This is a genomic window from Fructilactobacillus sp. YLN 2412, from assembly GCF_059488745.1.
Genome location: NZ_CM183165.1, coordinates 637,553 through 663,770, shown reverse-complemented (window position 1 = coordinate 663,770; position 26,218 = coordinate 637,553). Strand labels below are relative to the sequence as shown.

The following is a 26,218-nucleotide window of genomic DNA, read 5'->3' as shown; positions in this document are numbered from 1 at the left end:
TAAATATTAATCTATAAACTGACTTAAATATTCCCATCTGCTAATCAAATTTTCTGATTCATGATTAAGTTCTTCTAATTGTTTTTGCAAATCAGCTAATTTGTCATAATTACTTCCATTTTCTTGCATCAAAGATTTAACTTCACTAATCTGTTGTTCATTATGATCAATTTTAGTTTCAATCTTATCCCATTCTAACTTTTCTGCATAGGTAAGCTTAGTTTTTTGTTTTGAATCAATTTTAATTTTATTAGAAATTGAACTTTTCTTATTTTTAATTTTATTGTTATTTTGATTAGATTCTTTTTTACTATCCAAATAATCAGTAAATACACCAGTATATCTTTCAATTTTTGCGTTACCGTCAAAAATCAACAATTGGTCGGCAACTTTGTCTAGAAAATAACGATCATGTGAAACAGTAATTGTTGTTCCATTAAAATGATTAATATAATCTTCAAGTACCGTAAGCGTTCCAATATCTAAATTATTAGTTGGTTCATCTAATAATAATACATTAGGCTGTTCCATTAAAAGTTTCAGTAAATATAACCTTCTTTTTTCTCCACCTGATAATTTTCTTATTAATGTTCCATGCATAAACTTGGGAAATAAAAACTGTTCCATTAAATTGGTAACGCTAATTTTATTGCCATCCTGATCAACAACATTTTGTCCTACATCAGTTAAATAGCTTATGACTCGCTTATCATCTGGAATTGATTCCATCTGTTGCGTATAATAACCTAATTTAACTGTTTCCCCAATCTCGATAGTTCCAGATTCAATTGGAATCAAGCCAGCAATCATGTTTAAAAATGTTGATTTTCCTGCTCCATTTTCTCCACTAATTCCAATTCTTTGCTGATTCTGGATTAACATACTGAAATCTCTCAAAATTGGCTTATCAGTAATTTTTAAATCAACATTTTTAATTTCAATTACTTTCTTACCCAAACGTTGTTGGCCCATGCTGATATCAACATTTTCATCAGTATTGAGACCTTCCTTTACTTTATCCTGTAAATCATTGAATCTTTCAATCCGGGCATTTTGCTTAGTTGAACGTGCTTTTGCACCAGTTTTCATCCATTTTAATTCTTGTTTATACAACTGTTGTTCTTTATGGCTAGCATCCCGTTGCTCATTAACCAATTCAGCTTTTTTAGCAACATAGGTTTGATAGTTACCTGGATACTCGTATAATCCTCCAAATGAAAGCTCCCAAATATGATTAACAACTTGATTAAGAAAATAGCGATCGTGCGTTACAACTACTAATGAACCTTTATATTTTGCAAGATATTGTTCTAACCATGCAATTGAATCAAAGTCCAAATGATTAGTTGGTTCATCTAATAACAACAAATCTGGAGATTGGATTAAAACTTGAGCCAATCCAACTCGTTTTTGTTGACCACCAGACATCGTCCCAACTTTTTGCTTTAAATCAGTAATTTTCAGTTGGTTTAAAACAGTTTTAACACGGCTTTCAGCATTCCAGGCGTCTTTTTCATTCATATGAGCTTCAGCATTCAAATATGCCTTTTCAAATTCTTTATTATCTGGATGTTTAGAATAATTATTCAAGGTTTCTTCATAATGTCTAATTACTTGAAAAACACTTTGATTACCAGAAAAAACTGCATCTAAAACCGTCATATTTTCAGGTAATTTAGGATGCTGTTTTAGATAACCAATACGATAAGTTTTAGAAGTTATAATTTGACCTGTAACATCACTATCAATACCAGAAATAGTATTCAATAATGATGATTTTCCACTTCCATTAGTGCCAATCAAACCAATTCGATCATGTTCATTAATGGTAAAGTCCAAATCTTCAAATAATTTTTTTTCGCCGTATGTTTTTGTTAAATTTTCCGCTCTTAATGTTTCTACCATTAAATTACCTCATTTACATATTATTACTTATATTTTTTGCTCGTTTTAATAATTGATCAATATCATTATTAACTTGCAAATTAACGACTTCATATTCTAATTGACTTAAGACTTTACCTAAATCTGGTCCAGGATGAAATCCGTTTTTTATTAAAATGCTACCATTAATTTTTAATTCATTTTTATGTTTAATCGGTAAATGTTGATATAAATCATTTATTTGTTTTGGCATGATTGAATTTTCAAATACCGCAGCTACCTGATTAGCTTTTAATAAATTACTTAATCCAATTTTATAAGCTGTCCAAATAGTCAAATTATTTCCAATGATGGCATTACACCCCATCACAATTTCAAGTGTGGTTTCAATCATTTTATTAGAACATTTCCACAAACGCATCATCTTTTTTATTTGTTCATAATTTAGTTTTAATACAATTGCAAATAATGACCAAACTTGTTCTTCATTATCAATATTTTCTGCAATTGGTAAATGAATTAATTCTTTTAAGTTTACAATAAATTGATTAAAAAAAGGGATATTTTTAAACATATTTGTCTCAAGCATTTGCTGAATTCCGCGTCCCGGTGCACAACCTAACATCATTTTAACAAATTCAACATTAATTCTTTCAATAGCAATTTTTTTTAATAAAGCACTATGTTTCTTAATAGCTTTAAAAGTAGCACTTTCAATCGTAAAGTCCAACTGACTGCCAAAACGAACTGCTCGCATCATTCTTAAAGCATCTTCATTAAAACGTTGTTTTGGGTCTCCTACAGCTCTAATTAAATGTCGTTGTAAATCGCCGACCCCATCAAACAAATCAATTACATCTCCATTTTCGCGCATTGCTAAGGCATTAATTGTAAAATCACGTCTTTTCAAATCTTCTTTTAGAGATCTAACAAAGTTAACTTTATCCGGTCTACGGTAATCTTGATATCCCGTTTCAGTTCTAAAAGTTGTTATTTCAAAACCAATATTATCAAACATAACTGTAATAGTTCCATGTTCAATACCAGTATCAATCGTTCGTTTAAACATTTGTTTGATTTCAGCTGGGTAAGCAGAAGTTGCCATATCAACATCATGAATTGGGATTCCAATGATTGTATCTCTAACACTTCCTCCAACAAAATATGCTTCATAACCATGTCTTTCGATTACCTGCAACACTTTACGGGCATCAATAAATTCAACTGGTAAATGTTTAATTTTCAAAGAAGCACCCTTCTTTCATTACTAGATAATAGTTATCTACATTATACCAAAAAGAGGTTAAACAAAGAAAAAGTGCTACTAGTTATCAATAATAGATGATAATTATGTAGCACTTTGTTTTTATTGTTGTTCTAAATCATCTAGCATATAGATCATTTCATCGTCGCCAGGCTCCAATTTTACATATTGCTTTAATAAACCAATAGTTTTTTCAACCTGCCCATTCTCACGTAAAAATAGGATATATTGTTTCAAAAAATCTGGATTATTTTTTAAATCCGGATATGCTTTTTCATAATATACTTGAGCATCTTTAATTTGTTCCAAATGATCATAAGCAATCGCAAGATCCCAATAGATTTGAGAATCAACATCATGTTCTTGTAAATATGGCTTCAAAAAATCAACATCTTCTTGATATTTGCCATCTTTAAGATAGACATCTGAAAGTTTAATAATAACCGCCATATTTTGTGGATTAGCCTGATTACCTTTTTGCAAGTATTCAGTTACTAGCTCTGATTTGCCCAATTCTGCCGCTGTATCAGCTGCTTTTAAATATAAGGCAACATTATACTCGTCAACGCTTATACCTTCTTGATAGGTTCTTAGTGCTTCTTCAGGCTTACCATCTTTTGAAAAGGCCTGTCCTAAATAAACATAAAGAGTAGCATACTGAGGATCTGCATCACGTAACATTTCAAACAATTCAATCGCTTTTTTATAATTTCCCAATTGTAAATAAGTAAATCCAGTTTCAAATTGCACAGAAGGAGTCATATCAATTGGTTTAATTTGTTCCAAATAACCAATTGCTTGTTCAAACCTACCCGCATGTGCATAACAAACCCCTAATCGTTCAACTAAATTAACATTTGAAATACTTAATTCCCCTTGCTTTATCAAATCAAGATAGATAGGGATTGCTTGATTATATTTTCCAGTTGAATAATATAATTCTGCTAAAGCAAATTTAATCACGTTTTCATCAGGAGCAATTTTTTCTGCTTCTAGTAGTTTGTGTTCACTAACTACAAACAAATCCTGTGTTTGATATAAATCTGCTTCTACTAAAAGGGCATTAACATAATAAGGCGAAGATGGCTTAATCTCGTTCAAACAATTTAAAGCCTCATCAGTTTCATCTTTTGAAATTAAAATATCAGCAATATAAGTTCTAATCTCATCTTCATCAGGATATTTTGCCAATAACTGTTTATAAATTTTCAAGGCATCGTCTGAAAATCCTAAAGAATATAGTTCCTCTGCCAGTGAAAAAAGCATTTCATCACTATCAGATTTTAAGGCTTCCCTAAAATTGTTTTTAAATTCTTCTAAATTATTTTTTTGTAATTCATCTAATGCTTTTTCTGAATAACTCATATTATCTCCTCTAACAAAAAAGCCAGTCCGCACATGCGAACCGACTAAATATCAAATAAATAATTATTTGACAGCTTCTTTCAATGCTTTACCAGGTTTAAAGGCAGGTACCTTACTTGCTGGAATTTCAATTTCTTTTCCAGTTTGTGGGTTACGACCTTTACGTGCGGCACGTTCACGAACTTCAAAACTACCGAAACCGATTAATTGAACACGTTCACCTTTAGCAAGTTGATCTTGGATGGCATCAAAAACTGCATCTAAGGCAGCAGTTGCATCCTTTTTAGTTAAACCAGTTGATTTAGCAACGTCATCTACTAATTCTGCTTTGTTGGCCATGAGTGATTCACCTCCTGAAAGATGTTTAAAAAACACCGACTTCTAAGCTCCTACAAGTCTTATGTAGCGGAACTAGATGAAATAATGCAAACATCATTTCGTATTTAAAGATAGCACATGAAAACCGCGATTGCAACGCAATTATAACTAATTTTACTTTAATCCCAATTATAAATTACTATTTTCGACTTCGAGCGATGATATGAATTGGTGTTCCTTTAAAATCAAAGTTTTTTCTAATTTGATTTTCCAAATAACGTTTATAAGAAAAATGTAATAATTCTGGATCATTAACAAACAACACAATCGTTGGTGGAGCAGTCGCAACCTGAGTTGCATAATAAATTCGTAATTTTCTAGTCTTTATAGTAGGGGTTGGAGTAATCGCAACAGCATCCATAATAACTTCATTTAAAGTTGATGAATTAATTCGTTTATTATGATTTTCATCAACTTTTTCAATTAAGTTTGGTAATCGTTCTAATCTTTGCTTAGTTTTTGCAGAAACAAAAATAATTGGTGCATAAGCTAAATATTGAAATTCACTACGAATATCTGCTTCAAATTGCTGTTGCGTATGATTATCCTTTTTTAAAGTATCCCATTTGTTCACAACAATGATAACACCTTTACCAGCTTCATGAGCATAACCTGCAACTCGTTTATCTTGTTCACGAATTCCTTCTTCAGCGTTTAAAACAACCAATACTACATTACTATCATCAATAGCTTTCATAGCCCGCATAACACTGTATTTTTCGGTTTTTTCGTAAACTTTGCCTCGTTTTCTAATTCCAGCCGTATCAACAATCGTAAATTTCTGTCCATCATATACAAACTTAGTATCAATTGCATCTCTAGTTGTTCCAGCCACATCAGAAACAATTACTCTATTATCTCCTAAAATGGCGTTTACCAATGATGATTTACCTACGTTTGGTCTTCCAATTAAGCTAAAACGAATGCTATCATCTGGTTGATTTTCTGGAACTTCTGGGAAATTTTTAATAACTTCATCTAACAAATCACCAAGTCCTAAGCCATGCGCTCCAGAAATTGGATATGGATCACCAAAACCCAATGCATAAAAATCATAAATATCAGCGCGACTTTCAAAATTATCAATTTTATTAACAGCTAGAACAACTGGTTTATCAGATTTATATAAAATTTGTGCCACTCGTTCATCGGCATCGGTGATGCCTTGCTTTCCATTAACCATAAAAATGATTACATCAGCTTCATCAATGGCAATTTCTGCTTGTGCTGTAATTTGTTTTATAAATGGTTCATTAGACACTTCAATTCCACCAGTATCAATCAAATTAAAGTTATGCCCTAACCATTCACCATGTGAATAAATACGATCACGTGTCACTCCAGGAGTATCTTCAACAATTGAAATTCTCTGACCAGCAACCCGATTAAAGATTGTAGATTTTCCTACATTTGGTCTTCCAACAATTGCTACAGTTGGTTGTGCCATAATTTCACCCCTTCTCTAAAAAATAAAAAAGCCTCCATAAAAATGAAGGATTTTTATTAAAAACTATTCTTCTGAATCGTCATCAATGGCTTTTCCTAAAATATCGCCCAAAGTAAATCCATTTTCTTCCTCTGGAGCATCAGAAGTTGAATTATCATCAACGTTCTTCTTAGGAGTCTTCTTTTCACTGTTATCTTCTTCTGGTTTTTCTTCTAATGCTTTGATTGACAAAGCTAAACGATGATCATCTGGATCGATAGAAAGAACTTTTACGTTGATTTTTTCGCCAGATTTAAGTACATCACTTGGTTTGTCAATATGTTTATGAGAAATTTGAGAAATATGAACTAATCCCTCAACACCCGGTAATACTTCAACAAAAGCACCAAAGTCTACAAGCCGTTTAACAGTACCTTCAAGTACGCTACCAACAGCTGCTTTATCTTCAATATCATCCCATGGACCAGGTTGTAATTGTTTAATTGAAAGTGAAATACGGTTTCGTTCTGGTTCTACAGAAAGAACTTTAACATTAACCTTTTCACCAACTTTTAATACATCAGAAGCTTTACTTACATGATCGTAAGAAATTTCTGAGATATGAACTAAACCATCAATTCCACCAAGATCAATGAAAGCACCAAAGTTAGTTAAACGAGCAACAGTTCCTTCAACTACATCGCCTGGTTTAATGCTGTTCATAATCTTTTCTCTTGCTTCTTTACGGTCTTTTTCAGCAATTGCACGATGTGAAAGAATTAAGCGGTTTTCTTCAGGAACAACCTCAATAATCTTAACTTCTAATTCTTCACCTTTATACTGGTTCAAGTCACTTACAAAATGGTCAGTAATCATTGAAGCAGGAATGAATCCACGAACTCCATCAGCATTAACAACTAATCCACCTTTTACTGGACGAGTTACTTTAACGTTAATATTTTCGCCTTTTTCTGCTTTATCTTTAATTTCGTCCCAAATTTTAAGGGCTTCAAGACGACGAATAGAAAGAAGATAACTACCATTTTCTTTATCGTCACCAATCTTAGAAATAACGACAACTTTAACTTGATCACCGACTTTGTATCCATCAGTTGGGTTATCTTCTAAAGTTGCAGAAATTTCTTTGCGGGGAATTACACCTTCGACACCAGCGTTATCAATTCCCACCATTAATTGTTGGTCGTTATCAACGGCTAAAATTTCACCCTTAACTACGTCACCAACGTTCACTTGCTTTATATTGTCAAGTGCGTCTAATAATTGTTTGTTTTCATCTTCACTCATCAAACATTTCCTCCTTGATACTACTCTACCTTTATTTTATCTTAAATAGATTTAGAATACCAGTAAAATAATATTTAAGTTTTAATTTATCCTATTTTTTTAGAGATTAAATCAGAAATTTCATTAACAACCTGTTCAATTGTCATTGCGGTTGTATCAATCTTCGTGGCATCATTAGCCTTTTTTAAAGGAGAAATTTTACGATGTGAATCTTTATAATCCCTTGCCTCAATTTCTCTTTTTAAATCTGTTAAAGACACATTGATTCCGTTTTTTTTATTTTCCAAATAACGTCGTTCTGCTCTTTCAGATACACTAGCGATTAAGAAAATTTTCACTTCAGCGTTTGGTAATACAGTTGTTCCAATATCTCTACCGTCCATAACTACCCCGCCTTCAGCAGCTATTTCTTGTTGTCGTTTAACTAGTTCTTTGCGGATTGTTGGTAATGCTGCAACTGTTGAAACATTATTGGTAACATTTTCTGATCTTATTTGGTTAGTAACTTCTTGTCCATTTACATATACACGTTGTACTGGATTTCCTGGTTTAAACTCAATATTAATTTTTTTCAATAAATCTAAAATTTTAACTTCACTATCTAATTTTAAATGTTCTTCAATTGCTTTTAACGTTATTGCCCGATACATTGCACCAGTATCAACATATATGTAATTAAAACGTTTAGCAACAGCTTTTGCAACCGTACTTTTCCCAGCTGATGCTGGTCCATCAATCGCAACTTGAAGCCCTTTTTTATGCATTTATATCAATCCCTATTTTTATTTAACTTTTAATTTTTGTCCTGGTTTAATAACACTTTGATTATTTAACCCATTAAGGTTTTGTAATTGTGACACTGAGATTCCGGCATTTTTAGCAATTCGATAAACTCCTTGATTGCTACTTGCCACAACATAATTAGCAGAATCATCTGAACTATTTGAAGATTGGGGATTTTGTTGATTATTATCAGCAGAATTTTGTTGATTGTTAGGTTGTTTTGGCGACTGATTATTTGCACTATTGTTAGTTGAAGCTGGAGCTGGCTGCTGGTTAGATTGATTAGAAGGTGTTCCAGTATTATGTAAACCAGTACCACTTGAAGATGTTGAGTTAGTACTTGGTGAAGCAGTTGGGGTTACTTTAGTAGTATTAGCTGTTGATGGAGAATAATTACTAGTATCAGTTTTTGCTGTCTGAGCTGTATTATCACTCTTTGTAGTAGTTTTAGAATCTTTCTTTTTATCAGATTTTACTTTTGATTCATCTTTTTTATTCTTTTTATCACTTTTTTTGTGACTCTTGTCAACTTTTTTATGAGTTGTTACCTTAGAAGTTTGTTGTACTGTGCTTTGCTTAGACATTCCAAATGCTAAAGCAAAAATAGCAATTAAAACAATAATTGAGATTAAAACAGCAACAATTACTTTAAAATTACTTTGACTTTTCCGTAATTCTGTTCGAGATAAATTACCACTTTCATCACGGTCATCAGAAAAAGATTGATTCCATGGTTTGTTTTTTTTATTTTCACTATCGTTATTATTCAAATCAAAACCTCCAAAAAACTATTTATTTTATTATATCATTTTAAATGTTATCTACAGTAAATCATTAATAATCTGTTGCCAATTATTTTCATTATTAGTTAAATTTTCCGTATTATTTTGTTGCTTAAATAATGAAAACTCAATATTATTTTCTACCCCAAAATCACAACACATTTCGTTATGAGAATCAAATTTTTCATCAAAATCCGCTAATAATAATTTTCTTCTACAACCATTACAATGAATATAATCTAGCATTTTCAACAACTCTTTTTCTTTTTGAGAAAATTCATTTTGAAAAATTTTTTGAATTTGTTCAACACTAAAACCATGTTTAAAATAAAAATCCAATAAATTTTTGTGTGATTCTCCGATTCTTGAATATTCTTTTTGTAAATAAAAAGTAATTTCCATTTTGGTTGGAAGTGAGTGATCAATTAAGTTTGCAGCAATTTTTTCGTCGCCTTCTGCATATAATAAAATTGCTAAGCTTTTGTTTCCATCGCGTCCAGCACGACCAATTTCTTGAACATAACTTTCTAAATCCTGTGGCATATGGTAATGGATTACAAATCTAACATCCGATTTATCAATTCCCATTCCAAACGCATTAGTGGCACAAATAAGCTGTAAATCATTATCCATAAATTGATGCTGAATTTTAAAACGATCAGCGCTGTTTAAGTCGGAATGATACGCAGCTGTTTTTAACCCCATTTTTTTATGAATCATGTCAGCCATTATATTAGCCATTTTTTTACTAGAAAAATAGATAATTCCATGTCCATTAAGTTTTTTTAAAATTTCCAAAAGATAATTTTGCTTCTCAACTTCATTTGGAGTTTTATGCACACTCAAATAAATATTAGGTCGATCAACACTTTTTATGACTTTTTGATAATTTTTCAATTGTAACTTTTCAATAATATCATTTTGTACTTTTTTTGACGCAGTTGCTGTTAACATTAATACTTGTGGATAACTAAGCTTTTTTAAAACATTACCTAATTCTAAATAGTCAGGCCGAAAATCGATTCCCCATTTTGAAATACAATGTGCTTCGTCAATTACAAATAAGCCTAAGGACAAACGTTTTATTTTTTGTAAAACTTGCTGGTTGGTAATCATTTCTGGGGAAATAAAAATATAACGATATTGCTCTAGATGTTTTAAAGCAAATTGTTTTTGTTCCCAATCCTGATTAGAATTCAATGCAACAACTTTTTTTTCACCTAAAAAATTCATTCGATTAACTTGATCGCTCATCAATGAAAGTAATGGAGAAACAATCACAATTGGCTTATTAACTAAATAACCAAATAACTGATAAATTAAAGTTTTTCCAGATCCTGTCGGTAAAACAGATAAAACGTTATTTCCAGTTAATAACTTATTAATAGTATCAGTTTGTCCTGACCTTAATTTAGAAAACCCAAATTTTTCTTGTAGTATTCTTTTAATTTTCGTCAATTTCAATTTCACCGTTTATATTTACAAGATTTCTTTTAGTAAGCAGAATTTCTATTAATCTAAATTGAAAAAAAGAAATTTTATGCTTAATATTTTCAGTTAAATCTTCATAATTCCATGTATCAATTTTTTTACCCAACTCATTAATAAGTAATTCTTTATCTTTTTTTGTAACAAAATCTGAATAGGGAAATTTATTAATTGGCAAGCAAATTGCAATTTCCAATAAGTGTTCATAAATCGTGGAAGATTTAATCTTTCGTTGGTTGATAATTTTGCTTATATTATGCGATTTTTCATATAAATTAAAAGTTTTCAATGCACTTTGATTAACTAATGATTTATTTAGTCCATTTAAAAGTGGTTTAAAAACTGAATCTGAATTTTGTTCAACATGCTTAGTAAACAAACAAAATAACGAGAGATCGATAAAATAAACTGCAAAAAGATCCAAATTTAATTTTTGTGCAATTTGTTCCATAGTATTTCCATTATTATGGTAACCAATTAATTCAAATGCAAATAACAAGGCAGTTTTGTTATCTAATTCAGATAAAAAAACAGTTAATTCATTTTTAATCTTTTGTTTTAAGTCGTTTTTTTTTAACGATTTAAAATAGTTTTTTACAAACTGTTTATGCTTTGGATTTATATCCAAAGCATAATAGTGACGTTCACCATGATAATATTCTGAAACAACTTGGATAAAAAGCAGAAATCGCTGTTTAAAATGGATAATATCAATTTTTTGAAATTGTCTTGACCAATTGTCATCTGGAATAACTGTCATTAATTCAGCTTTATCTTTCTTACCTTTATTTGTAAGTATAAAAGAATTATTTGGAACTGCTTTTATTAAATTTTGGTCTAAAAGTTCATCATAACTAAAATTATATATTTCAAAATAACGTCCTACGCCAAAATATTTTAATAAATCATAACGCAATGACCAATAGAGAGTTGCAACAGTTTTTTTACCAGTTACCAAATTTTCTAACAATCTTTTTCGACGTGCTTGTCTTTCATCTAACAAAAACAACGCCAATTTATTTTTAAAATCCATTTATTTTTATACCATTGAGAAATTTTATTCAATATTCTTATTTACTTTGAACTAGTTCAAACAAATCACGAACTTCACGCTTTTTCAAAGGACGCCATTGACCCGGTTCAAGTTTTCCAACTTCAATTCCGGCAAAATTAGTTCTTTTAAGCTTCTCAACCGGATGTCCAATTGCATTAAACATTTTTTTTACTTCGTGATTTTTCCCTTCATGAATTGTTAACTCAATTAATCCACTATGTTCATTATCACCAACTTTTTTAAGCATTTTAGCTTCTGCTGGTGCACTTTTAACATTTGTTTCTAATTTAACACCTTTGCGAATTCGATCCAAATCTTTTTCATCAGGAATACCATCCACCTTTGCAATATACGTTTTTTTAATCTCATGTTTTGGATGAGTTAACAAATAATCTAAATTGCCATCATTCGTTAACAATAATACCCCGCTAGTATCATAATCTAACCTTCCAACCGGATAAATTCGTTCAGTAACTTTATGCTTAAAATAATCTATAACGGTTTTTCGATCTTTTTCATCTTTAACAGATGTAATAATTCCCCTAGGTTTGTTTAAAACAAAATAAACTGGTGTTTCCCTATTAATTGGTACACGATCTACTTCAATTCGATCATTATTATTAACCTTAACTCCTAAAGTAGTAACTACAGATCCATTAACTCTGACATGCCCAGTTTCAATTAACGTTTCACACGCCCGTCTAGAAGCCACTCCTGCATGAGCCATTACTTTTTGTAATCGATCATTCATTATTATGATCCTCCATTGATTTTATTGTTTATCAAACATCTCATTATTATTTTCAAAAGATGTTTCATTATCTTCAGATAAAGTTGGCAATTCAGAAATACTTTTTAATCCAAATGCTTTTAAAAATAAGTCAGTTGTAATATATAAACTTGGGCTGCCAGGATCATCAGTTTTTCCTTTAATCCTAATTAAACCGAAACTCAATAAATTTCGCAGAGAGACAGAACTATTAATTCCACGTACTTCGTCAACTTCAATTCTGGTAACAGGTTGCTTATAAGCAACAATTGTCAATGTTTCTAAAGCCGATTGAGTCAGTAACGAACCATTGTCCTTAGTATATTTCTGAATTAAAGAATCAAAATCTGGTTTGGTCACCATTTGCACTATGTTACCATTTTGTTTGATACAAAGAGCAGAATCAGATTTTTCATAATTCAAAGTTAAATTTACAATATTTTCTCGAATAGCAGCACTTGACGCATTAGTTATTTCTTGTAATTTTTTGATTGTAATTCCTTGATCCCCAGAAACATAAATCAATGCTTCAATTTTATTCCTCAAAGTCATTTTTCAACACCTTTAATTGTAATATCAGAATCATCGCTCTGTTGAAATACTCTTACAATTTTATTTTTAACCATTGTCAATAATGCTAAAAAATCAGTAATCAATTCCTCAATAGGACTGTCTACTGTAAATAAATTAGAAAATTTTATTTCGCTACTAGAACTATTGCAAAGATATTCTTCAATTATTTTAATTTGAGTATTAATTTCATAATTCCATTCATTAATTTGCTCAATTGGGAGATCTAAATTGCTTTGTTGTCTTTGTTTAATTTTATTCCAAGCATTTTGTAAGATATTTATTTGAAATTCATCAGTTTCAATGGCAATATTTTTATTATTTACCAATAAATTCCTTGAATGCATTTTATTATGCTCTTTTTCTCGTTGCTTCAATTCATAGGCTGCCTGCTTATATCTTTTATATTCAACTAGTTGAGTCACTAACTCTTCTCGAGGATCTTCCTCGTAATCATCATCTATTTCTTCAGCTAACAACATTTGTGATTTTATCCGCATTAAATTAGCCGCCAACACAAAGAACTCTCCAGCAATTTCAATTCGCATTTTTTTCATTTTGTTTAAATAGTTGACATATTGCTCAGTAATATCCTTGATATCGATATCATAAATATCCATTTTTGATTGTTTAATCAAGTGTAATAATAATTCTAAGGGTCCATCGAAATCATTTAAATGAATATTTAAATTATCTTCGCTCATTATTACGCTCCCATTTAGTAATAAAATCTTGAGTTTCTAATGTGCCCATAATCATTTCCCCAGGATACATTTTTTGAATACCATCTAGAACACGAAAAACATTAAAAACTGTATTGGAATCTGGTGTCAAAATGATATGTCTTATTATTACACATGATTTATACTTTTCTATTCCGATCACTCCCGACCAATTATTAAACTGATCGTTCCATAAATAGACATTTCGCTGATCCGAGTCATTATACCAATTAAGTTCTTGTTTTAAATATTTCACATTATTATTACGCTTTGAAAGCGATAAAATCCCTAAAACAATTTTTTCGTTATCTTTTTGATATTTATAAAGCATAAATCCTCCTAGAAAAATCTTATTAGGCACGGGGATGATATTTATTATATTCTCTAGTTAAATGCTCATGAGAAACATGGGTATAAATTTGGGTTGTAGAAATATCTGAGTGTCCTAAAAGCTCTTGAACGGTTCTTAAGTCAGCACCGTTTTCTAATAAATGGGTTGCAAAAGTATGTCTTAAGGTATGAGGGGTAACATTTTTTTTAATTCCAGCTAGAGAAACATAATGTTTGATTTTTTCCCAAACACTTTGTCGACTAAGCTGGCTACCATGAGCATTCAAAAATATATATGAAGATTTCCTTTTTTTTAATAATACTGGACGAATTTGATTTAAATATTTTTTGAGCCAATCAATTGCTACTTCATCAATTGGGACAATCCGTTCCTTATCACCTTTACCAATTGTTTGAATAAGATTCATTTCTAAATGCAAATCTTGAAGTTTTAAATTAACCAATTCTGAAACTCGAAGACCAGTAGCATATAACGTTTCTAAGACTGCTCGATCTCGTATTCCGTATTTATTATTAATATCTGGCATTTTCATCAAACGATTAACTTCTTTTTGAGTTAATACCGCTGGTAAATGGGTACCCTTTTTTGGAGTGTCAATTCGATTCATTGGATTTTCAGTTATTAGTTTGAATCTCATTAAATACTGATAAAACTTTCGTAAAGTAGAAACAGAATGAATAATTGAATTTCGAGCTTTACCACTCTGCTTTTTAAATTCTAAGTAACTTAAAATTTCATATTGATCAACAGCAGCAAAAGAGTCAATGTGGGATTTTTTTAAATAATTTTCAAAATCATTTAAATCTTGTCGATAACTTTTAATCGAATTATCAGATAGTCCTCGTTCAACTAATAAATAATGTAAATAGTCTTGAACTTGATTTTGCATTTTATCACCAATTATTTAATTAATTTGATTCCATCTGTTTCTTTTTCAACTAATCCACTTTTCAATAAATTTCCTAATGCACGTTTAAATTGTCCTTTGCTAATACCAAAATAATTTTTAATTTCTTCTGGATCACTTTTATCGTTATATGGTAAAAAATTATTAGGTTTCATCTCTAAAATCCGCTGAATCATCTCTGCATCTTCTCCAATTGATTCATAAGAACGAGGCCGAAGGGACAAATAGAGTGTCTTGTTAGGACGAAGTCCAATAATTCTAGCATTAACTTCTTCACCTAACCGTGGTTCTTGTTCTTCTTCAGATTTATCAATAAAACCCAAGTTATAATGATCAGTCAAAACCTGAGTTCCCATTTTTTTGGTGTTAATTACCCTAGCCTTAACATCATGATTTTTTAATTTTGGGTTATCAACTGGTTGTGAAATAGCCTTAAAGATTTCATTGTCAGCTAATTCACCCCATAATCTTCCCTTATTATCCTTTTTAATAGCAATTAATAATTTATCTCCGACATCGGGCCAAAGGGATTTCATATCAGGTAAATCATCCATTGAAACTGCAATATCTTTGTTTTTTAATCCAATATCAACAAAAATACCCAAACCAAATTTTGTTCCAACTACTTTCCCCCATCCGTAACTATCAATTCCTACCTCTGGAATATCCCGAGTAATTTGCATTTCGTGTTTTTCATTTTCATAAGCAAATCCTTTAAAATTGCTACCTAACTTAAGAGTTTTTTTAATTTCTTTTTTGTTTAATGAATAAGTAATTCCAACTTTTTGTACAAAATATTCTTTCTCATTTTCATCTGTTACTTTACCGGTAATAATTGTTCCATCATCTATATTCATTTTCAATCTCCAATTATTTATCACTTGTTATTCTTATTATAACAAAACAAAAAGACATTCGAATAAAATCGAATGTCTTTTTAAAATAATTAAATTAATTACTCATTTTTAGATTGATTACCTTGGTAAACAACTCCACGACGAGCATCTACAGTGACTAATTCACCGTCTTTAATATTTTTAGTAGCATTGTTAGCAGCAACAATTACTGGAATATTCAATGAAATTCCAACAACAGCAGCGTATGAAGTTAATCCACCATTTTCAACAACAATTGCACTAGCCTTTTTCATAGCTGGCAAGTAATCTTTGTTGGTATCTTTAACAACTAACACACTACCATCAACAGTCTTAGCATCTGCCTCTTTAGCATCACCAGCTACAACAGCTTTTCCAATCACTGTTTCATCACCAATACCTTGTCCTTGAGCAAGTTTGGCACCAATTAACTGAACACGAATTGTGTTAGTAGTACCTTCGTCACCTAAGGGAACACCTGTGGTAACAATGATTTCTTCGCCTTCTTTAGCTAATCCAGTTTCAACAGCCTTAGAAACAGCTAAATTAACCATTTCTTCAGCAGAAGCAGGTTTATCAACGAGTACTGGTAAAACACCCCAGTTAACTGTTAATCCACGACGAACACGATCATCAAAAGTAAGTGCTAAAATATTAGCATTTGGATGGTATTTAGCAATCATGCGTGCAGTATAACCTGATCCGGTAGCTGCAACAATCGTGTGAATCCCCATATCTTTAGCAATACGAGCAACTGATTCTCCAAGAGCTTCAGTTACATCGCTATCATTAAATACAGGACGTGGCGTACCAAATTCATCGAAATGTTTATCAGCTTCTTCATCAATGCTAGCCATCATAGCAACCGATTTAACTGGGTAATCACCATTAGCACTTTCACCAGAAAGCATCGTTGCATCAGTTCCATCATAAACAGCATTAGCAACATCAGAAACCTCAGCACGAGTTGGACGAGGTTCGTCTTGCATTGAATCTAACATTTGAGTTGCAGTAATAACTGGCTTGCCAATTTCATTACAAATCTTAATCAAACGTTTTTGCACAGTTGGTACAATTTGTGGTGGAATTTCAACACCCATGTCACCACGAGCAATCATTAAACCATCTGATACTTTAATAATTTCATTAAAGTTGTCAATACCTTCTTGAGACTCAATCTTAGGAAAAATTTGTACATCTTGCATTCCTTTTTCATCAAGTAATGCACGAATGTCTAAAACATCCTGAGGTTTACGAACAAATGAAGCAGCAATATAGTTGATGCCGTGTTCACAACCAAAACGAATATCATCTGAATCTTTTTCAGTGATACCAGGCAAATTGATTGAAACACCAGGAGCATTAACACCTTTACGTGAACCTAAAATACCATTATTCATAACTTCAACAACGAGTTCGTGGTTTTTAGGATCTTTTTCGATGATTTTTGCATCAAGCAAACCATCATCAAATAAAACATGTCCGCCCACCTTAACATCATCGTATAAGCCTGGATAAGTAACAGCAATCTTTTCTTTAGTACCTTCAAGACTGTCATCCATAGAAATTCTAAACTTGTCACCAATCTTAAAATCAAGTTTACCACCTTTTTCAACAGTAGTTCTGATTTCAGCACCTTTGGTATCAAGCATAATTCCGGCAACTTTACCAGTTTTCTTTTCAGCTTCTCTGACCATATTCATTCTTGCTAAATGTTCTTCATGATCTCCGTGTGAAAAGTTGAAACGAAAAACATTGGCACCTGAATTCAAAAGGTCAACAATTGTGTCGACGTCATTTGAAGCAGGTCCAAGTGTACTTACGATTTTTGTTCTCTTCATAAGTAAAACCTCTCCTTTTTAATGTAAATCAAGTTTAAAACTTAATTTGCTTTTAATAGATTTCAACATCATTGTATCACTTTTAGAAAAAGATGTCTGCTGATTGCTCATAAAAAACTATCTTGTTACAACATTGTTTTTTCCCAGTAAATCACTCAATTCCTGTATTACTTTTGGGTTTAAAGCAATATTAAATTTATGATCTAAAATTTGTTTTTTCTTTGATTTTTTTCGATATAAAATGATTGGAATTGTGCCATGATTTTCAAGTAAAATGTTTTTCAGCTTATCATAAACTATTTTATTATCTTGTTCTTCAGAAATCTGTAAAAACATTTTTTTACTTTTCACATTTTTATTTTCTATCTGATGAACCACATTTGCAGCAGGCTGAATTGAATCAGCAATAATTTGTAATTCTCGTCTTTTTTCAACGTTTCCTTGGACTAACACTACCATATTTTGCTTTAGAGATTGCCCAATTTGAGCATATAATTGTGGAAAAATTGTGATGTCAATCGTTCCAAATTGATCGCTTCCATCGATAAATGCCATCAATTGACCTTTTTTAGTTCTAATAACTTTAATATGCGAAATAAGCAAAATTGTAGAAACATTTTTTTGCCCATTGTGCAATTCATTGGTACGATAAGCATGTTTTTGTACCTTTAAATCATTATATCTTTCAACTGGATGACCAGATAAAAAAGTTCCAAGATATTCATTTTCAAAGTTAACTTTTTCCCAATCTAAAAAATCAGCTTTTCTTTTAATATTTACCTCTAAACCTGGAATTGAGTCTAATAACGAACCTGAAAGTTCAGCAGAATTAATTAATCCAGGAACTGCTTCAATTAATTCCCGTCGATTATAGCCAAAATTATCAAAAGCCCCAGTATAAATTAGCGCTTTAATTTGATCTTCTTTACGAAACTTCTTTTCCATCCGATTAATAAAATCAGACAAACTGGTAAACAAACCACCCGATTTTCTAATCCGAATAACTTCTTTAATAAAATCAGATCTAAGCCCTTTCACAGCATTAAATCCAAATCTAATTGATTCATTTTGATAAATGAATTCTGGATTACTGTAATTAATATCAGGAGTTAAAACTTTAATTTGATCATCTTTAGCTTCTTGAATATAGTTTTTGATTTTATTTTTATTACCCAAAACAGAGTTAAGTAATGCCGCAAAAAAGGGACCTGGAAAATGAGCCTTTAAATACGCAAGTTCAAAGGCCATTTTACTGTACGCAATCGCATGTGATTTATTAAAGCCATAACTAGCAAATCGTTCAATATATTCAAAAGTAGTTTCTGCTGTTTCTTTACTATAGCCATTAGTAATGGAACCATTAATAAACCGTTCTTTCATAGAATCCATTTCATTTCGATGTTTTTTACTCATTGCCCGCCTTAAAACATCGGCTTGCCCAAGAGAAAATCCACCCATTGTCGCTGCTAACTGCATAACTTGTTCTTGATAAACAATAATTCCATAAGTTGAACCCAAAATTTTCTTAATAGCATCGTTTTGGTAATCAACTTTTTCTTTTCCATTTTTTCTAGCAATAAAACTATCAATATTTTCCATTGGTCCTGGACGATACAAGGCGTTAACTGCTGCAATTAAATTAAAACTATCAGGATGCATCCTTTTTAAAACACTTTTTATTCCAGTAGATTCAAACTGAAAAACTCCATCTGTTTTTCCTTCTTGAAATAATTTTAATGTTTTAGGATCGTTTAAATTGATTTCAGAAATTGCAAAATCAAGTTTTTCTTGTTTTTGAATTATCTTTAAAATGTTGGCCATAATTGACAAATTACGCAAACCTAGGAAATCAATTTTTAAAAGACCAACGTCTTCAACATAATATTTAGAATATTGAGTCATCAATAATCCGTCATTTCCATTTTGTAATGGTGCCTTTTCAACTATTGGTTTGTCACTTAAAATCAAACCCGCTGCATGTGTAGAATAATGTCTTGGCAATCCTTCTAATTCATTAGCAGTTTCAAATAAGGTTAAATTGATTTTTTGATCGGCAACAATATTTTTTAACTTTTGCGACTCTTGAAATGCTTTGCTTAAAGTTTCATGAAGATGGTCAGGAATTGCCTTACTCCATTCAGACATTTCACCAGGTGTCATTCCAAATACTCTTCCAACATCACGAATTGATTGTTTAGCACCTAAAGTTCCAAATGTAATAATTTGGGCCACTCTATCATTTCCGTATTTTTCATGAACATATTGCAAAATTTCATCACGTTTGTCATCAGGAATATCTAAATCAATATCAGGCATTTGTGCTCGTTCTTCATTTAAAAAACGTTCAAACAACAAATCATATTCAATCGGATCAACATCGGTAATCTTTAAACAATAAGCTACCAATGATCCTGCAGCAGAACCTCTGCCGGGTCCAGTTAAAATGTTATGAGTATGTGCAAAATTAACTACATCCCAAACAATCAAAAAATAATCATCAAAACCCATTCGATTAATAACATCTAGTTCATGCTTTAGTCGATCTTGATATTCTACTTTTTGTTTAGGATGTTGTTTGATAATCTTTTTTAAACCATCTTCACATAATTCCCGTAAATATTCAGCTGAAGATTCATGAGTAGGATTTTCAAAGTGGGGTAATTGAGGCTGTTCTTTAGGAATAGTAACATTACACGCCTCCACAATCTCTTTGTTTATGTTTAAAGCGGATTTTAAGTCATGATTTAAATAACGGTTTTCAGTTTCGTCTTTGGTTCTTAACCAATCATGTCCTAAATCATTTTTTTGTTCAGGAATATTATTCAAAACTGTCCCAGCTTCAATAGCTTTTAAAACTTTCGTATTAAAATAATCATGTGCTTTTAAATAAGAGACCGAGTTTAATGCTACTAAATCAATTTGTGTATTTTGGCTTAGTTCCTTTTTTTGTTGTAATTGATTATTTTTAAAATCATCAGTAATTCCTAGCTTTACCGCATTAGCATCTGCTAATTGTTTCAAATCATTGATATTAGAAGTTGCATCTTTTACTCGATCATAAGTAATTAAGATATTGGCTTCACTAGTTTCAGGTAACAAAACAAACAAATGATGTAATAATTCCCCCAATTGTTTTAATTTAAGTGGTGAATTAGTTGTCATAGCCAAGGTCGATAATCGCATTAAATTTTGATATCCAATTTGATCTTTAGCAAGTAGAACCAAATCAAAAGAATGTTCTGAAAGAAACGTTCCTTGAACTGATAATGTCAATCCAATAATTGGTTTAATACCATGCTTACTAGCTTCTTTGTAAAACGCAACTGATCCATACATTACATTTTTATCCGTTAAAGCAAGCGCTGTATATCCTTTTTCTTTAGCAGTATTAACCAGTTTCGGTAAAGTATTAGTGCTTTGCAATAGACTATAAGAACTAATGTTTTGCAATAAAGAGTATGACATTAGCAACGCTCCCTTTCATTTATATTATTTCAATTATAACAAATAAATTACTTTTGCTTGATAGGCACGACTTAATTGCATTTGAGAAAAATAGTGATAAACTACTATTAAGTAAGGGGTGTTAATACGATGAGAATAATTGCTGCTAACTTAACAACTTTATTTTGGGGTATTGTTTACGGAGAAATTATTGGTTATATTGGGTCAGCTTTAGTCCAAGTTCCCTTTTCTAAAACAATTGCAATTGATGTTGCAATTGTTGGAGCTATAATCGCTATTTTCGGAGTTAACTTACTCAAATTAGTAATGAAGCCTTAAATAAATTAAAAGAGTCTGATACTTAAATCAGACTCTTTTTTTATGCAAATGTAAATGGATCTGTATTAATATCAGAAGCAATTATTTCAATTTTCCAATCATTTTCTTGATTCCACTTTTGAAATATTGTCTGTAATTTAATTTTACAAATACTTTCAATATGGTGACCGGGATCGATGGCATCTAGTCCATAAGCTAACATATCTTGAGAAGTATGATAATAAAGATCCCCAGTAATATACAATTCTGCGCCTTTTTTTAAAGCAGTAGAATAAAATTTTCCACCACTTCCACCCAAAATAGCTACTCGCTTAATCAAGCGATTTACGTCATTAGCAACTACCCGCAATCCAGAAATTCCAAACTCTTTCTTACATAATTCGCTTAATTCTCGCACACTCATAGAATGCGATAAATTACCAATCCGACCCATATAATGATTGATTCCATTAATATCAGTATCATGCAAAACTAATCCTTTGATATTTTGCAATTTTATTGCTTCCGCTAGCCAGTCATTCATACCACCATTAGCATTATCTAAGTTTGTATGAGCAGCATACACGGTAATATTGTGCTTTAAAATATCGGCATACATCTTATTTTGTGGATTTGACAAATCCAAATTTTTTGCTGGTCGAAACATTACTGGATGATGAGCAAAAATAAAATCAACATGCTTATCAATCGCTTCTTGAACTATTTCTGGCCGTACATCTAAAGTAGTCATCATTTTATGCACATTATTTTTTTTTAATCCAATTTGAAAACCAGTTGGATCGCCATCTTCACGTAAATCTAATGGAGCAAATTTTTCAAATCTAGTAATAATATCATTGACCTTAGTCATTTAAAACATCCTCCATTTCAGCTTTGAATGCTTCCAACTTTTTTATTTTAGTAACAGGATGAGTTTTAGACTTCTTTAATTTATCTAAAATTTCATTAGTTTTCTTTAAACGATGATTCCATTTTGCTTTAAAAATGGGATTTTGTTGTTGTTTTAAAATTGGTCCAAAATCCAATTCAGTTTTATTATAAGAGATTTTTTCAAAAGTATACTGTGCTTTTATTATCTCGTAGTAATGATTAGCATCAACTACTATATTTTCAGCAATAATTTTAAAGTTATGCTTCATTAACCAGTATCTTAAAACATTTTCATCAACATTAGGTTGTAAAACTAATATTGTTTCAGAGTTTAACTTGTCTGTTCCTCGATCTAAGATTTTAGTAATTAATTCCCCACCCATCCCTGCTATAGTGATTACTTTTACTTGATCTTTTGCATGAATAACATCTAAGCCATCACCGAGTCTTGCTTCCATTTTTCCTTGAAGATGGAGTCTTTCAAGTTCTAGTTCTGCATTTTTCAAAGGTCCTTTTCTAACTTCTCCAGCAATTGCAAACTGGATAATCCCATTTAATAATAAATACGCAGGTAAATAAGCATGATCAGACCCAATATCAGCGATTGTTTTAGCTGATGGAACTAAATCTGCAACGGCTTGCATTCGTTTCGATAAATTTTTAGCATCCATTTAATTACTCCTAACTATACTATGTATTAATAAAAAACAGGGACCCCAAGGGATCTCTGTTTTTTATTAATCTAAGAAATCTTTTAATTGCTTACTTCTAGAAGGATGTCTTAATTTACGTAATGCTTTAGCTTCAATTTGTCTGATTCGCTCACGCGTAACTCCAAAAACTTTTCCAACTTCTTCAAGAGTTCTAGTTCTCCCATCATCTAAACCAAAACGAAGTCGTAAAACATTTTCTTCACGATCAGTCAATGTATCAAGGACACTTTCTAACTGTTCCTTTAATAATTCATAGGAAGCATGATCTTCTGGACTAGTAGCATCTTTATCTTCAATAAAATCTCCCAAATGAGAATCATCCTCTTCACCAATGGGAGTTTCAAGCGATACAGGCTCTTGAGATATTTTTAAGATATTTCTTACTTTTGCAGTTGGCATATCCATTTCGGCGCCAATCTCTACTGGCAAAGGTTCACGACCCAAGTCCTGAAGTAGCTGTCTTTGAACTCTAATTAGTTTGTTAATAGTTTCAACCATGTGAACTGGAATTCGAATTGTTCGGGCTTGATCAGCAATTGCTCGAGTAATTGCCTGCCTAATCCACCAAGTAGCATATGTTGAAAATTTAAATCCCTTACGATAATCAAATTTTTCAACTGCTTTCATTAATCCCATGTTTCCTTCTTGAATTAAATCAAGAAATTGCATTCCACGTCCAACATAACGTTTAGCAATTGAAACAACTAATCGCAAGTTAGCTTCTGCCAATTCTTGTTTAGCAGATTCATCACCTTGTTCAATTCGAAGTGCAAGCTGTACTTCTTCATCAGCAGTTAATAAAGGTACTCGTCCAATTTCTTTTAAGTACATTCTAACTGGATCGTTAATCTTAACCCCTTTAGAATTAGAGGCATTTTTAAGTTCTTTTTGAGTAACTTTCTTAGCAGCCTTTAAAGCACGTGCATCAGGTTCACCATTTTCGTCAACAATGCTAATCCCAGAATCTTCAATTTTTTCCATCAACTCATCCATTTGTTTTTTACTTAAATCAAATGGAACTTGTAATTCTTGTTGAAGAACATTATAGGTAATATGGCCAATTTTTTTATATTTCTTTTTTAAAACATCAAAAACTTTTTTATAGCCATCTTTATCAAATTCTTTTTTTAATGCTTTAGTAGTTTTAGATTTTTTAGCTTGGGTTTTACTTTTTGGTTCGGGAGTAGATTTCTTTAATTCTTTTTCTTTTTTAGCTCTTCGTTCTGCCATTTTATAACCTCCCATTACTTTTCAGACGATTTTAGTTGTTGCAGTTTTCTTTGAAGCTCAATAATTTCACTTGCTAACTTAAGTTGCTGCATTTCATCACCAAGTTGTTTAGCATTATCAAAATCAGCTTTAATTTGCTTGATTTGTTCATTGAGTGGTGCATCTTCCATTATTATTTTAACACAATCATCAATACCTTTATCATTATGCTGACTAAAATCATCATTCATTTCGATTTCAGCTAAAATTGACTGTAATTTACGTTCTCCAACAAAATCACTGAATTCAGCTGAATCATACTCATCATGATTTTTGAAAAATTCTTGTGCAAACATATAAAGCTGTTGATAATCATCATGAATGAAATTAAAACCCGAAATATGTTTTACTCGTGTCCAAACATCAGAATCTAATAACATTGCATTTAATAACTGTCTTTCAGCATTTTCAACCTGAGAATATTTTTGCGTATTTTTATTTAAAATTTGTGGATGAAAACTTTGATCAAATTTTTGATTTTTCTCATGCCAATTTTGCTTTGAAAAGGATTTTTGAAAACGAGTTAATTGAACTTTTAGACTTTTACTACTCAAATCCAAAGATGTCGCAATTTCATTCAAATATAAATCTTGTTCAACTGGATTATTTAATTTAGCAATTAAATGTAATACTTGATTAACATATTCTAACTTATCTTCTTCATTAGAAAGATTATATTGCGAACGTAAATAATTAATTTTAAACTTAATGACTGGTTCGCGACCATTTTTAATCACTTTTTGAAATGCTTCAGAGCCCTGTTCACGACGATATTCATCTGGATCGATTCCGTCTGGCATTTGAATTACTCTAACATTAAAGTGGCCTTCTTTTGAAAGTAAATCAACAGCACGATTCGTAGCTTTTTGTCCAGGAGTATCTCCATCATAACAAACATAAACACGATCAGTAACTCGATTAAAATCATAAATCTGTTCGTTGGTAAGACTAGTCCCCATGGAGGCAACTCCATTTTTAACTCCTGCTTGATAAGCAGAAATCACATCCATAAATCCCTCAAATAAAATTAAATCATGATTTTTTCTAATGTTGGGACGAGCTAAGTCAAAATTATAAACAATTCTTCGTTTATTGAAAATTTCAGTTTCAGGACTATTCAAATATTTAGGTAAATCATCATTTTTTTGTAATAGTCGACCAGAAAAACCAATTGTAGCTCCAGAAATATTCCTAATAGGAAACATTAATCTACCAACAAAACGATCACGCAAATCACCAGAAGTACTTTCAGTAAACAAACCTGATTTACGTAATAACTGATAATCCGTTTTATTTTCCGCAAAGAAAGGCTTTAAAACACGATCTTCAGGAGCAAAACCCAAATTAAAAGTTTCAATCATTTCATCACTGATTTTACGTTGATGTAAATATTCAAGTGCAGACTCGCCAAGTTTAGTATTTATTAAAATATGATGATAAAGTTTGGCAGCTTTTTCTTGAATATCTGCTAATGGTTTAGCGGATGCCTGTTTAGGAGACACTTTATTCCAGGTTGCATCTGATGGAAGTTCAATTCCGTCATCCTTTGCAACTGCTTCTACTGCTTGGGGGAAAGAAAGTCCTTGTAAATCCATCAAAAATGTAAAAACATTTCCTCCTCGTCCACAACTAAAACAATGAAAAATTTGCTTCTCTTCATTGACTGAAAAAGAGGGCGTTCTTTCCTCATGAAATGGACATAACCCAAAATAATTCTTCCCAGATTTCTTTAATTGAACATATTTGCCAACCACATCAGTAATATTTGTGTTCTCACGTACTTTTTCGACAAATTCTTCAGGAATTTTAGTCATGAAT

At 31.3% G+C, this 26,218-nt stretch carries 23 protein-coding genes; 1 reads left to right on the top strand and 22 read right to left on the bottom strand.

Annotation, left to right across the window (positions count from 1 at the left end):
• Positions 1-6: 6 nt before the first annotated feature.
• The 18 genes from AC0GLR_RS03195 to dnaE form a co-directional block, all read right to left on the bottom strand.
• Positions 7-1,905, bottom strand: coding sequence for an ABC-F family ATP-binding cassette domain-containing protein (locus AC0GLR_RS03195; RefSeq protein WP_495605326.1), 1,899 nt, complete (start codon positions 1,903-1,905; stop codon positions 7-9).
• Positions 1,906-1,918: 13 nt separating this feature from the next.
• Positions 1,919-3,130: a CCA tRNA nucleotidyltransferase gene (locus AC0GLR_RS03190; RefSeq protein ID WP_495605325.1), complete on the bottom strand. Its 1,212-nt coding sequence runs from the start codon at positions 3,128-3,130 to the stop codon at positions 1,919-1,921.
• Positions 3,131-3,250: 120 nt separating this feature from the next.
• On the bottom strand, positions 3,251-4,513 hold the full coding sequence (locus tag AC0GLR_RS03185; RefSeq protein WP_495605324.1) for a tetratricopeptide repeat protein: 1,263 nt from the start codon (positions 4,511-4,513) through the stop codon (positions 3,251-3,253).
• A gap of 63 nt (positions 4,514-4,576) precedes the next feature.
• Positions 4,577-4,852 (bottom strand): HU family DNA-binding protein, encoded by a 276-nt coding sequence (locus AC0GLR_RS03180; RefSeq protein WP_054646161.1) that lies wholly within the window; start codon positions 4,850-4,852, stop codon positions 4,577-4,579.
• A gap of 178 nt (positions 4,853-5,030) precedes the next feature.
• A complete protein-coding gene (gene der / locus AC0GLR_RS03175) occupies positions 5,031-6,338 on the bottom strand; it encodes a ribosome biogenesis GTPase Der (RefSeq protein WP_495605323.1) in 1,308 nt (435 codons plus the stop codon).
• 63 nt (positions 6,339-6,401) lie between these two features.
• The gene (rpsA, locus tag AC0GLR_RS03170) at positions 6,402-7,622 is read right to left on the bottom strand and encodes a 30S ribosomal protein S1 (protein WP_495605322.1); all 1,221 of its coding nucleotides are present in this window, start codon (positions 7,620-7,622) and stop codon (positions 6,402-6,404) included.
• 86 nt (positions 7,623-7,708) lie between these two features.
• Positions 7,709-8,386, bottom strand: a complete 678-nt coding sequence (gene cmk, locus AC0GLR_RS03165) for a (d)CMP kinase (protein WP_495605321.1) — start codon at positions 8,384-8,386, stop codon at positions 7,709-7,711.
• Between the two features lie 18 nt (positions 8,387-8,404).
• Complete coding sequence (locus tag AC0GLR_RS03160; protein ID WP_495605320.1) at positions 8,405-9,175, bottom strand: LysM peptidoglycan-binding domain-containing protein; 771 nt, start codon at positions 9,173-9,175, stop codon at positions 8,405-8,407.
• A 51-nt stretch (positions 9,176-9,226) separates the two neighbouring features.
• On the bottom strand, positions 9,227-10,645 hold the full coding sequence (locus AC0GLR_RS03155) for a RecQ family ATP-dependent DNA helicase (RefSeq protein ID WP_495605319.1): 1,419 nt from the start codon (positions 10,643-10,645) through the stop codon (positions 9,227-9,229).
• Positions 10,632-11,708 carry a helix-turn-helix domain-containing protein gene (locus tag AC0GLR_RS03150; RefSeq protein ID WP_495605318.1) on the bottom strand — a complete coding sequence of 359 codons (1,077 nt, stop codon included), beginning with the start codon at positions 11,706-11,708 and terminating at the stop codon, positions 10,632-10,634. The genes AC0GLR_RS03155 and AC0GLR_RS03150 overlap by 14 nt, the downstream gene beginning before the upstream one ends.
• Positions 11,709-11,745: 37 nt before the next feature.
• Entirely contained in the window at positions 11,746-12,480 is a 735-nt protein-coding gene (locus tag AC0GLR_RS03145) for a pseudouridine synthase (RefSeq protein WP_495605317.1), read from the bottom strand.
• A 21-nt stretch (positions 12,481-12,501) separates the two neighbouring features.
• Positions 12,502-13,050 carry an SMC-Scp complex subunit ScpB gene (scpB, locus tag AC0GLR_RS03140; RefSeq protein ID WP_495605316.1) on the bottom strand — a complete coding sequence of 183 codons (549 nt, stop codon included), beginning with the start codon at positions 13,048-13,050 and terminating at the stop codon, positions 12,502-12,504.
• Complete coding sequence (locus AC0GLR_RS03135; protein WP_495605315.1) at positions 13,047-13,772, bottom strand: segregation and condensation protein A; 726 nt, start codon at positions 13,770-13,772, stop codon at positions 13,047-13,049. Before AC0GLR_RS03135 ends, scpB begins: the two co-directional genes overlap by 4 nt.
• Positions 13,759-14,121 carry a riboflavin biosynthesis protein RibT gene (locus AC0GLR_RS03130; protein ID WP_495605314.1) on the bottom strand — a complete coding sequence of 121 codons (363 nt, stop codon included), beginning with the start codon at positions 14,119-14,121 and terminating at the stop codon, positions 13,759-13,761. The genes AC0GLR_RS03135 and AC0GLR_RS03130 overlap by 14 nt, the downstream gene beginning before the upstream one ends.
• A 22-nt stretch (positions 14,122-14,143) precedes the next feature.
• Entirely contained in the window at positions 14,144-15,031 is an 888-nt protein-coding gene (gene xerD, locus AC0GLR_RS03125; protein WP_495605313.1) for a site-specific tyrosine recombinase XerD, read from the bottom strand.
• An 11-nt stretch (positions 15,032-15,042) separates the two neighbouring features.
• Positions 15,043-15,906 (bottom strand): CvfB family protein, encoded by an 864-nt coding sequence (locus tag AC0GLR_RS03120; protein WP_495605312.1) that lies wholly within the window; start codon positions 15,904-15,906, stop codon positions 15,043-15,045.
• Between the two features lie 98 nt (positions 15,907-16,004).
• A complete protein-coding gene (pyk, locus tag AC0GLR_RS03115) occupies positions 16,005-17,765 on the bottom strand; it encodes a pyruvate kinase (RefSeq protein ID WP_495605311.1) in 1,761 nt (586 codons plus the stop codon).
• Between the two features lie 117 nt (positions 17,766-17,882).
• Positions 17,883-21,230: a DNA polymerase III subunit alpha gene (gene dnaE / locus AC0GLR_RS03110; RefSeq protein ID WP_495605310.1), complete on the bottom strand. Its 3,348-nt coding sequence runs from the start codon at positions 21,228-21,230 to the stop codon at positions 17,883-17,885.
• Positions 21,231-21,359: 129 nt separating this feature from the next.
• On the opposite strand from dnaE, the gene AC0GLR_RS03105 reads away from it, so the two are divergent.
• Complete coding sequence (locus AC0GLR_RS03105) at positions 21,360-21,548, top strand: DUF2929 family protein (RefSeq protein ID WP_495605309.1); 189 nt, start codon at positions 21,360-21,362, stop codon at positions 21,546-21,548.
• Between the two features lie 40 nt (positions 21,549-21,588).
• Here AC0GLR_RS03105 and AC0GLR_RS03100 read toward each other — a convergent pair whose 3' ends face one another.
• The 4 genes from AC0GLR_RS03100 to dnaG form a co-directional block, all read right to left on the bottom strand.
• On the bottom strand, positions 21,589-22,398 hold the full coding sequence (locus tag AC0GLR_RS03100; protein ID WP_495605308.1) for a Nif3-like dinuclear metal center hexameric protein: 810 nt from the start codon (positions 22,396-22,398) through the stop codon (positions 21,589-21,591).
• Complete coding sequence (locus AC0GLR_RS03095) at positions 22,391-23,089, bottom strand: tRNA (adenine(22)-N(1))-methyltransferase (protein WP_495605307.1); 699 nt, start codon at positions 23,087-23,089, stop codon at positions 22,391-22,393. The genes AC0GLR_RS03100 and AC0GLR_RS03095 overlap by 8 nt, the downstream gene beginning before the upstream one ends.
• Before the next feature lie 66 nt (positions 23,090-23,155).
• The gene (rpoD, locus tag AC0GLR_RS03090) at positions 23,156-24,361 is read right to left on the bottom strand and encodes an RNA polymerase sigma factor RpoD (protein WP_495605306.1); all 1,206 of its coding nucleotides are present in this window, start codon (positions 24,359-24,361) and stop codon (positions 23,156-23,158) included.
• Between the two features lie 14 nt (positions 24,362-24,375).
• Complete coding sequence (gene dnaG, locus AC0GLR_RS03085) at positions 24,376-26,214, bottom strand: DNA primase (RefSeq protein WP_495605305.1); 1,839 nt, start codon at positions 26,212-26,214, stop codon at positions 24,376-24,378.
• Positions 26,215-26,218: the final 4 nt, after the last annotated feature.

Excerpts from the sequence above, each read along its gene's own strand:
- AC0GLR_RS03195 (WP_495605326.1), bottom strand. The coding sequence starts at position 1,905 with ATGGTAGAAACATTAAGAGCGGAAAATTTAACAAAAACATACGGCGAA.
- AC0GLR_RS03185 (WP_495605324.1), bottom strand. The coding sequence starts at position 4,513 with ATGAGTTATTCAGAAAAAGCATTAGATGAATTACAAAAAAATAATTTA.
- AC0GLR_RS03180 (WP_054646161.1), bottom strand. The coding sequence starts at position 4,852 with ATGGCCAACAAAGCAGAATTAGTAGATGACGTTGCTAAATCAACTGGT.
- der (WP_495605323.1), bottom strand. The coding sequence starts at position 6,338 with ATGGCACAACCAACTGTAGCAATTGTTGGAAGACCAAATGTAGGAAAA.
- rpsA (WP_495605322.1), bottom strand. The coding sequence starts at position 7,622 with ATGAGTGAAGATGAAAACAAACAATTATTAGACGCACTTGACAATATA.
- cmk (WP_495605321.1), bottom strand. The coding sequence starts at position 8,386 with ATGCATAAAAAAGGGCTTCAAGTTGCGATTGATGGACCAGCATCAGCT.
- AC0GLR_RS03150 (WP_495605318.1), bottom strand. The coding sequence starts at position 11,708 with ATGGATTTTAAAAATAAATTGGCGTTGTTTTTGTTAGATGAAAGACAA.
- AC0GLR_RS03145 (WP_495605317.1), bottom strand. The coding sequence starts at position 12,480 with ATGAATGATCGATTACAAAAAGTAATGGCTCATGCAGGAGTGGCTTCT.
- scpB (WP_495605316.1), bottom strand. The coding sequence starts at position 13,050 with ATGACTTTGAGGAATAAAATTGAAGCATTGATTTATGTTTCTGGGGAT.
- AC0GLR_RS03135 (WP_495605315.1), bottom strand. The coding sequence starts at position 13,772 with ATGAGCGAAGATAATTTAAATATTCATTTAAATGATTTCGATGGACCC.
- AC0GLR_RS03130 (WP_495605314.1), bottom strand. The coding sequence starts at position 14,121 with ATGCTTTATAAATATCAAAAAGATAACGAAAAAATTGTTTTAGGGATT.
- xerD (WP_495605313.1), bottom strand. The coding sequence starts at position 15,031 with ATGCAAAATCAAGTTCAAGACTATTTACATTATTTATTAGTTGAACGA.
- AC0GLR_RS03120 (WP_495605312.1), bottom strand. The coding sequence starts at position 15,906 with ATGAATATAGATGATGGAACAATTATTACCGGTAAAGTAACAGATGAA.
- pyk (WP_495605311.1), bottom strand. The coding sequence starts at position 17,765 with ATGAAGAGAACAAAAATCGTAAGTACACTTGGACCTGCTTCAAATGAC.
- dnaE (WP_495605310.1), bottom strand. The coding sequence starts at position 21,230 with ATGTCATACTCTTTATTGCAAAACATTAGTTCTTATAGTCTATTGCAA.
- AC0GLR_RS03105 (WP_495605309.1), top strand. The coding sequence starts at position 21,360 with ATGAGAATAATTGCTGCTAACTTAACAACTTTATTTTGGGGTATTGTT.
- AC0GLR_RS03100 (WP_495605308.1), bottom strand. The coding sequence starts at position 22,398 with ATGACTAAGGTCAATGATATTATTACTAGATTTGAAAAATTTGCTCCA.
- AC0GLR_RS03095 (WP_495605307.1), bottom strand. The coding sequence starts at position 23,089 with ATGGATGCTAAAAATTTATCGAAACGAATGCAAGCCGTTGCAGATTTA.
- rpoD (WP_495605306.1), bottom strand. The coding sequence starts at position 24,361 with ATGGCAGAACGAAGAGCTAAAAAAGAAAAAGAATTAAAGAAATCTACT.
- dnaG (WP_495605305.1), bottom strand. The coding sequence starts at position 26,214 with ATGACTAAAATTCCTGAAGAATTTGTCGAAAAAGTACGTGAGAACACA.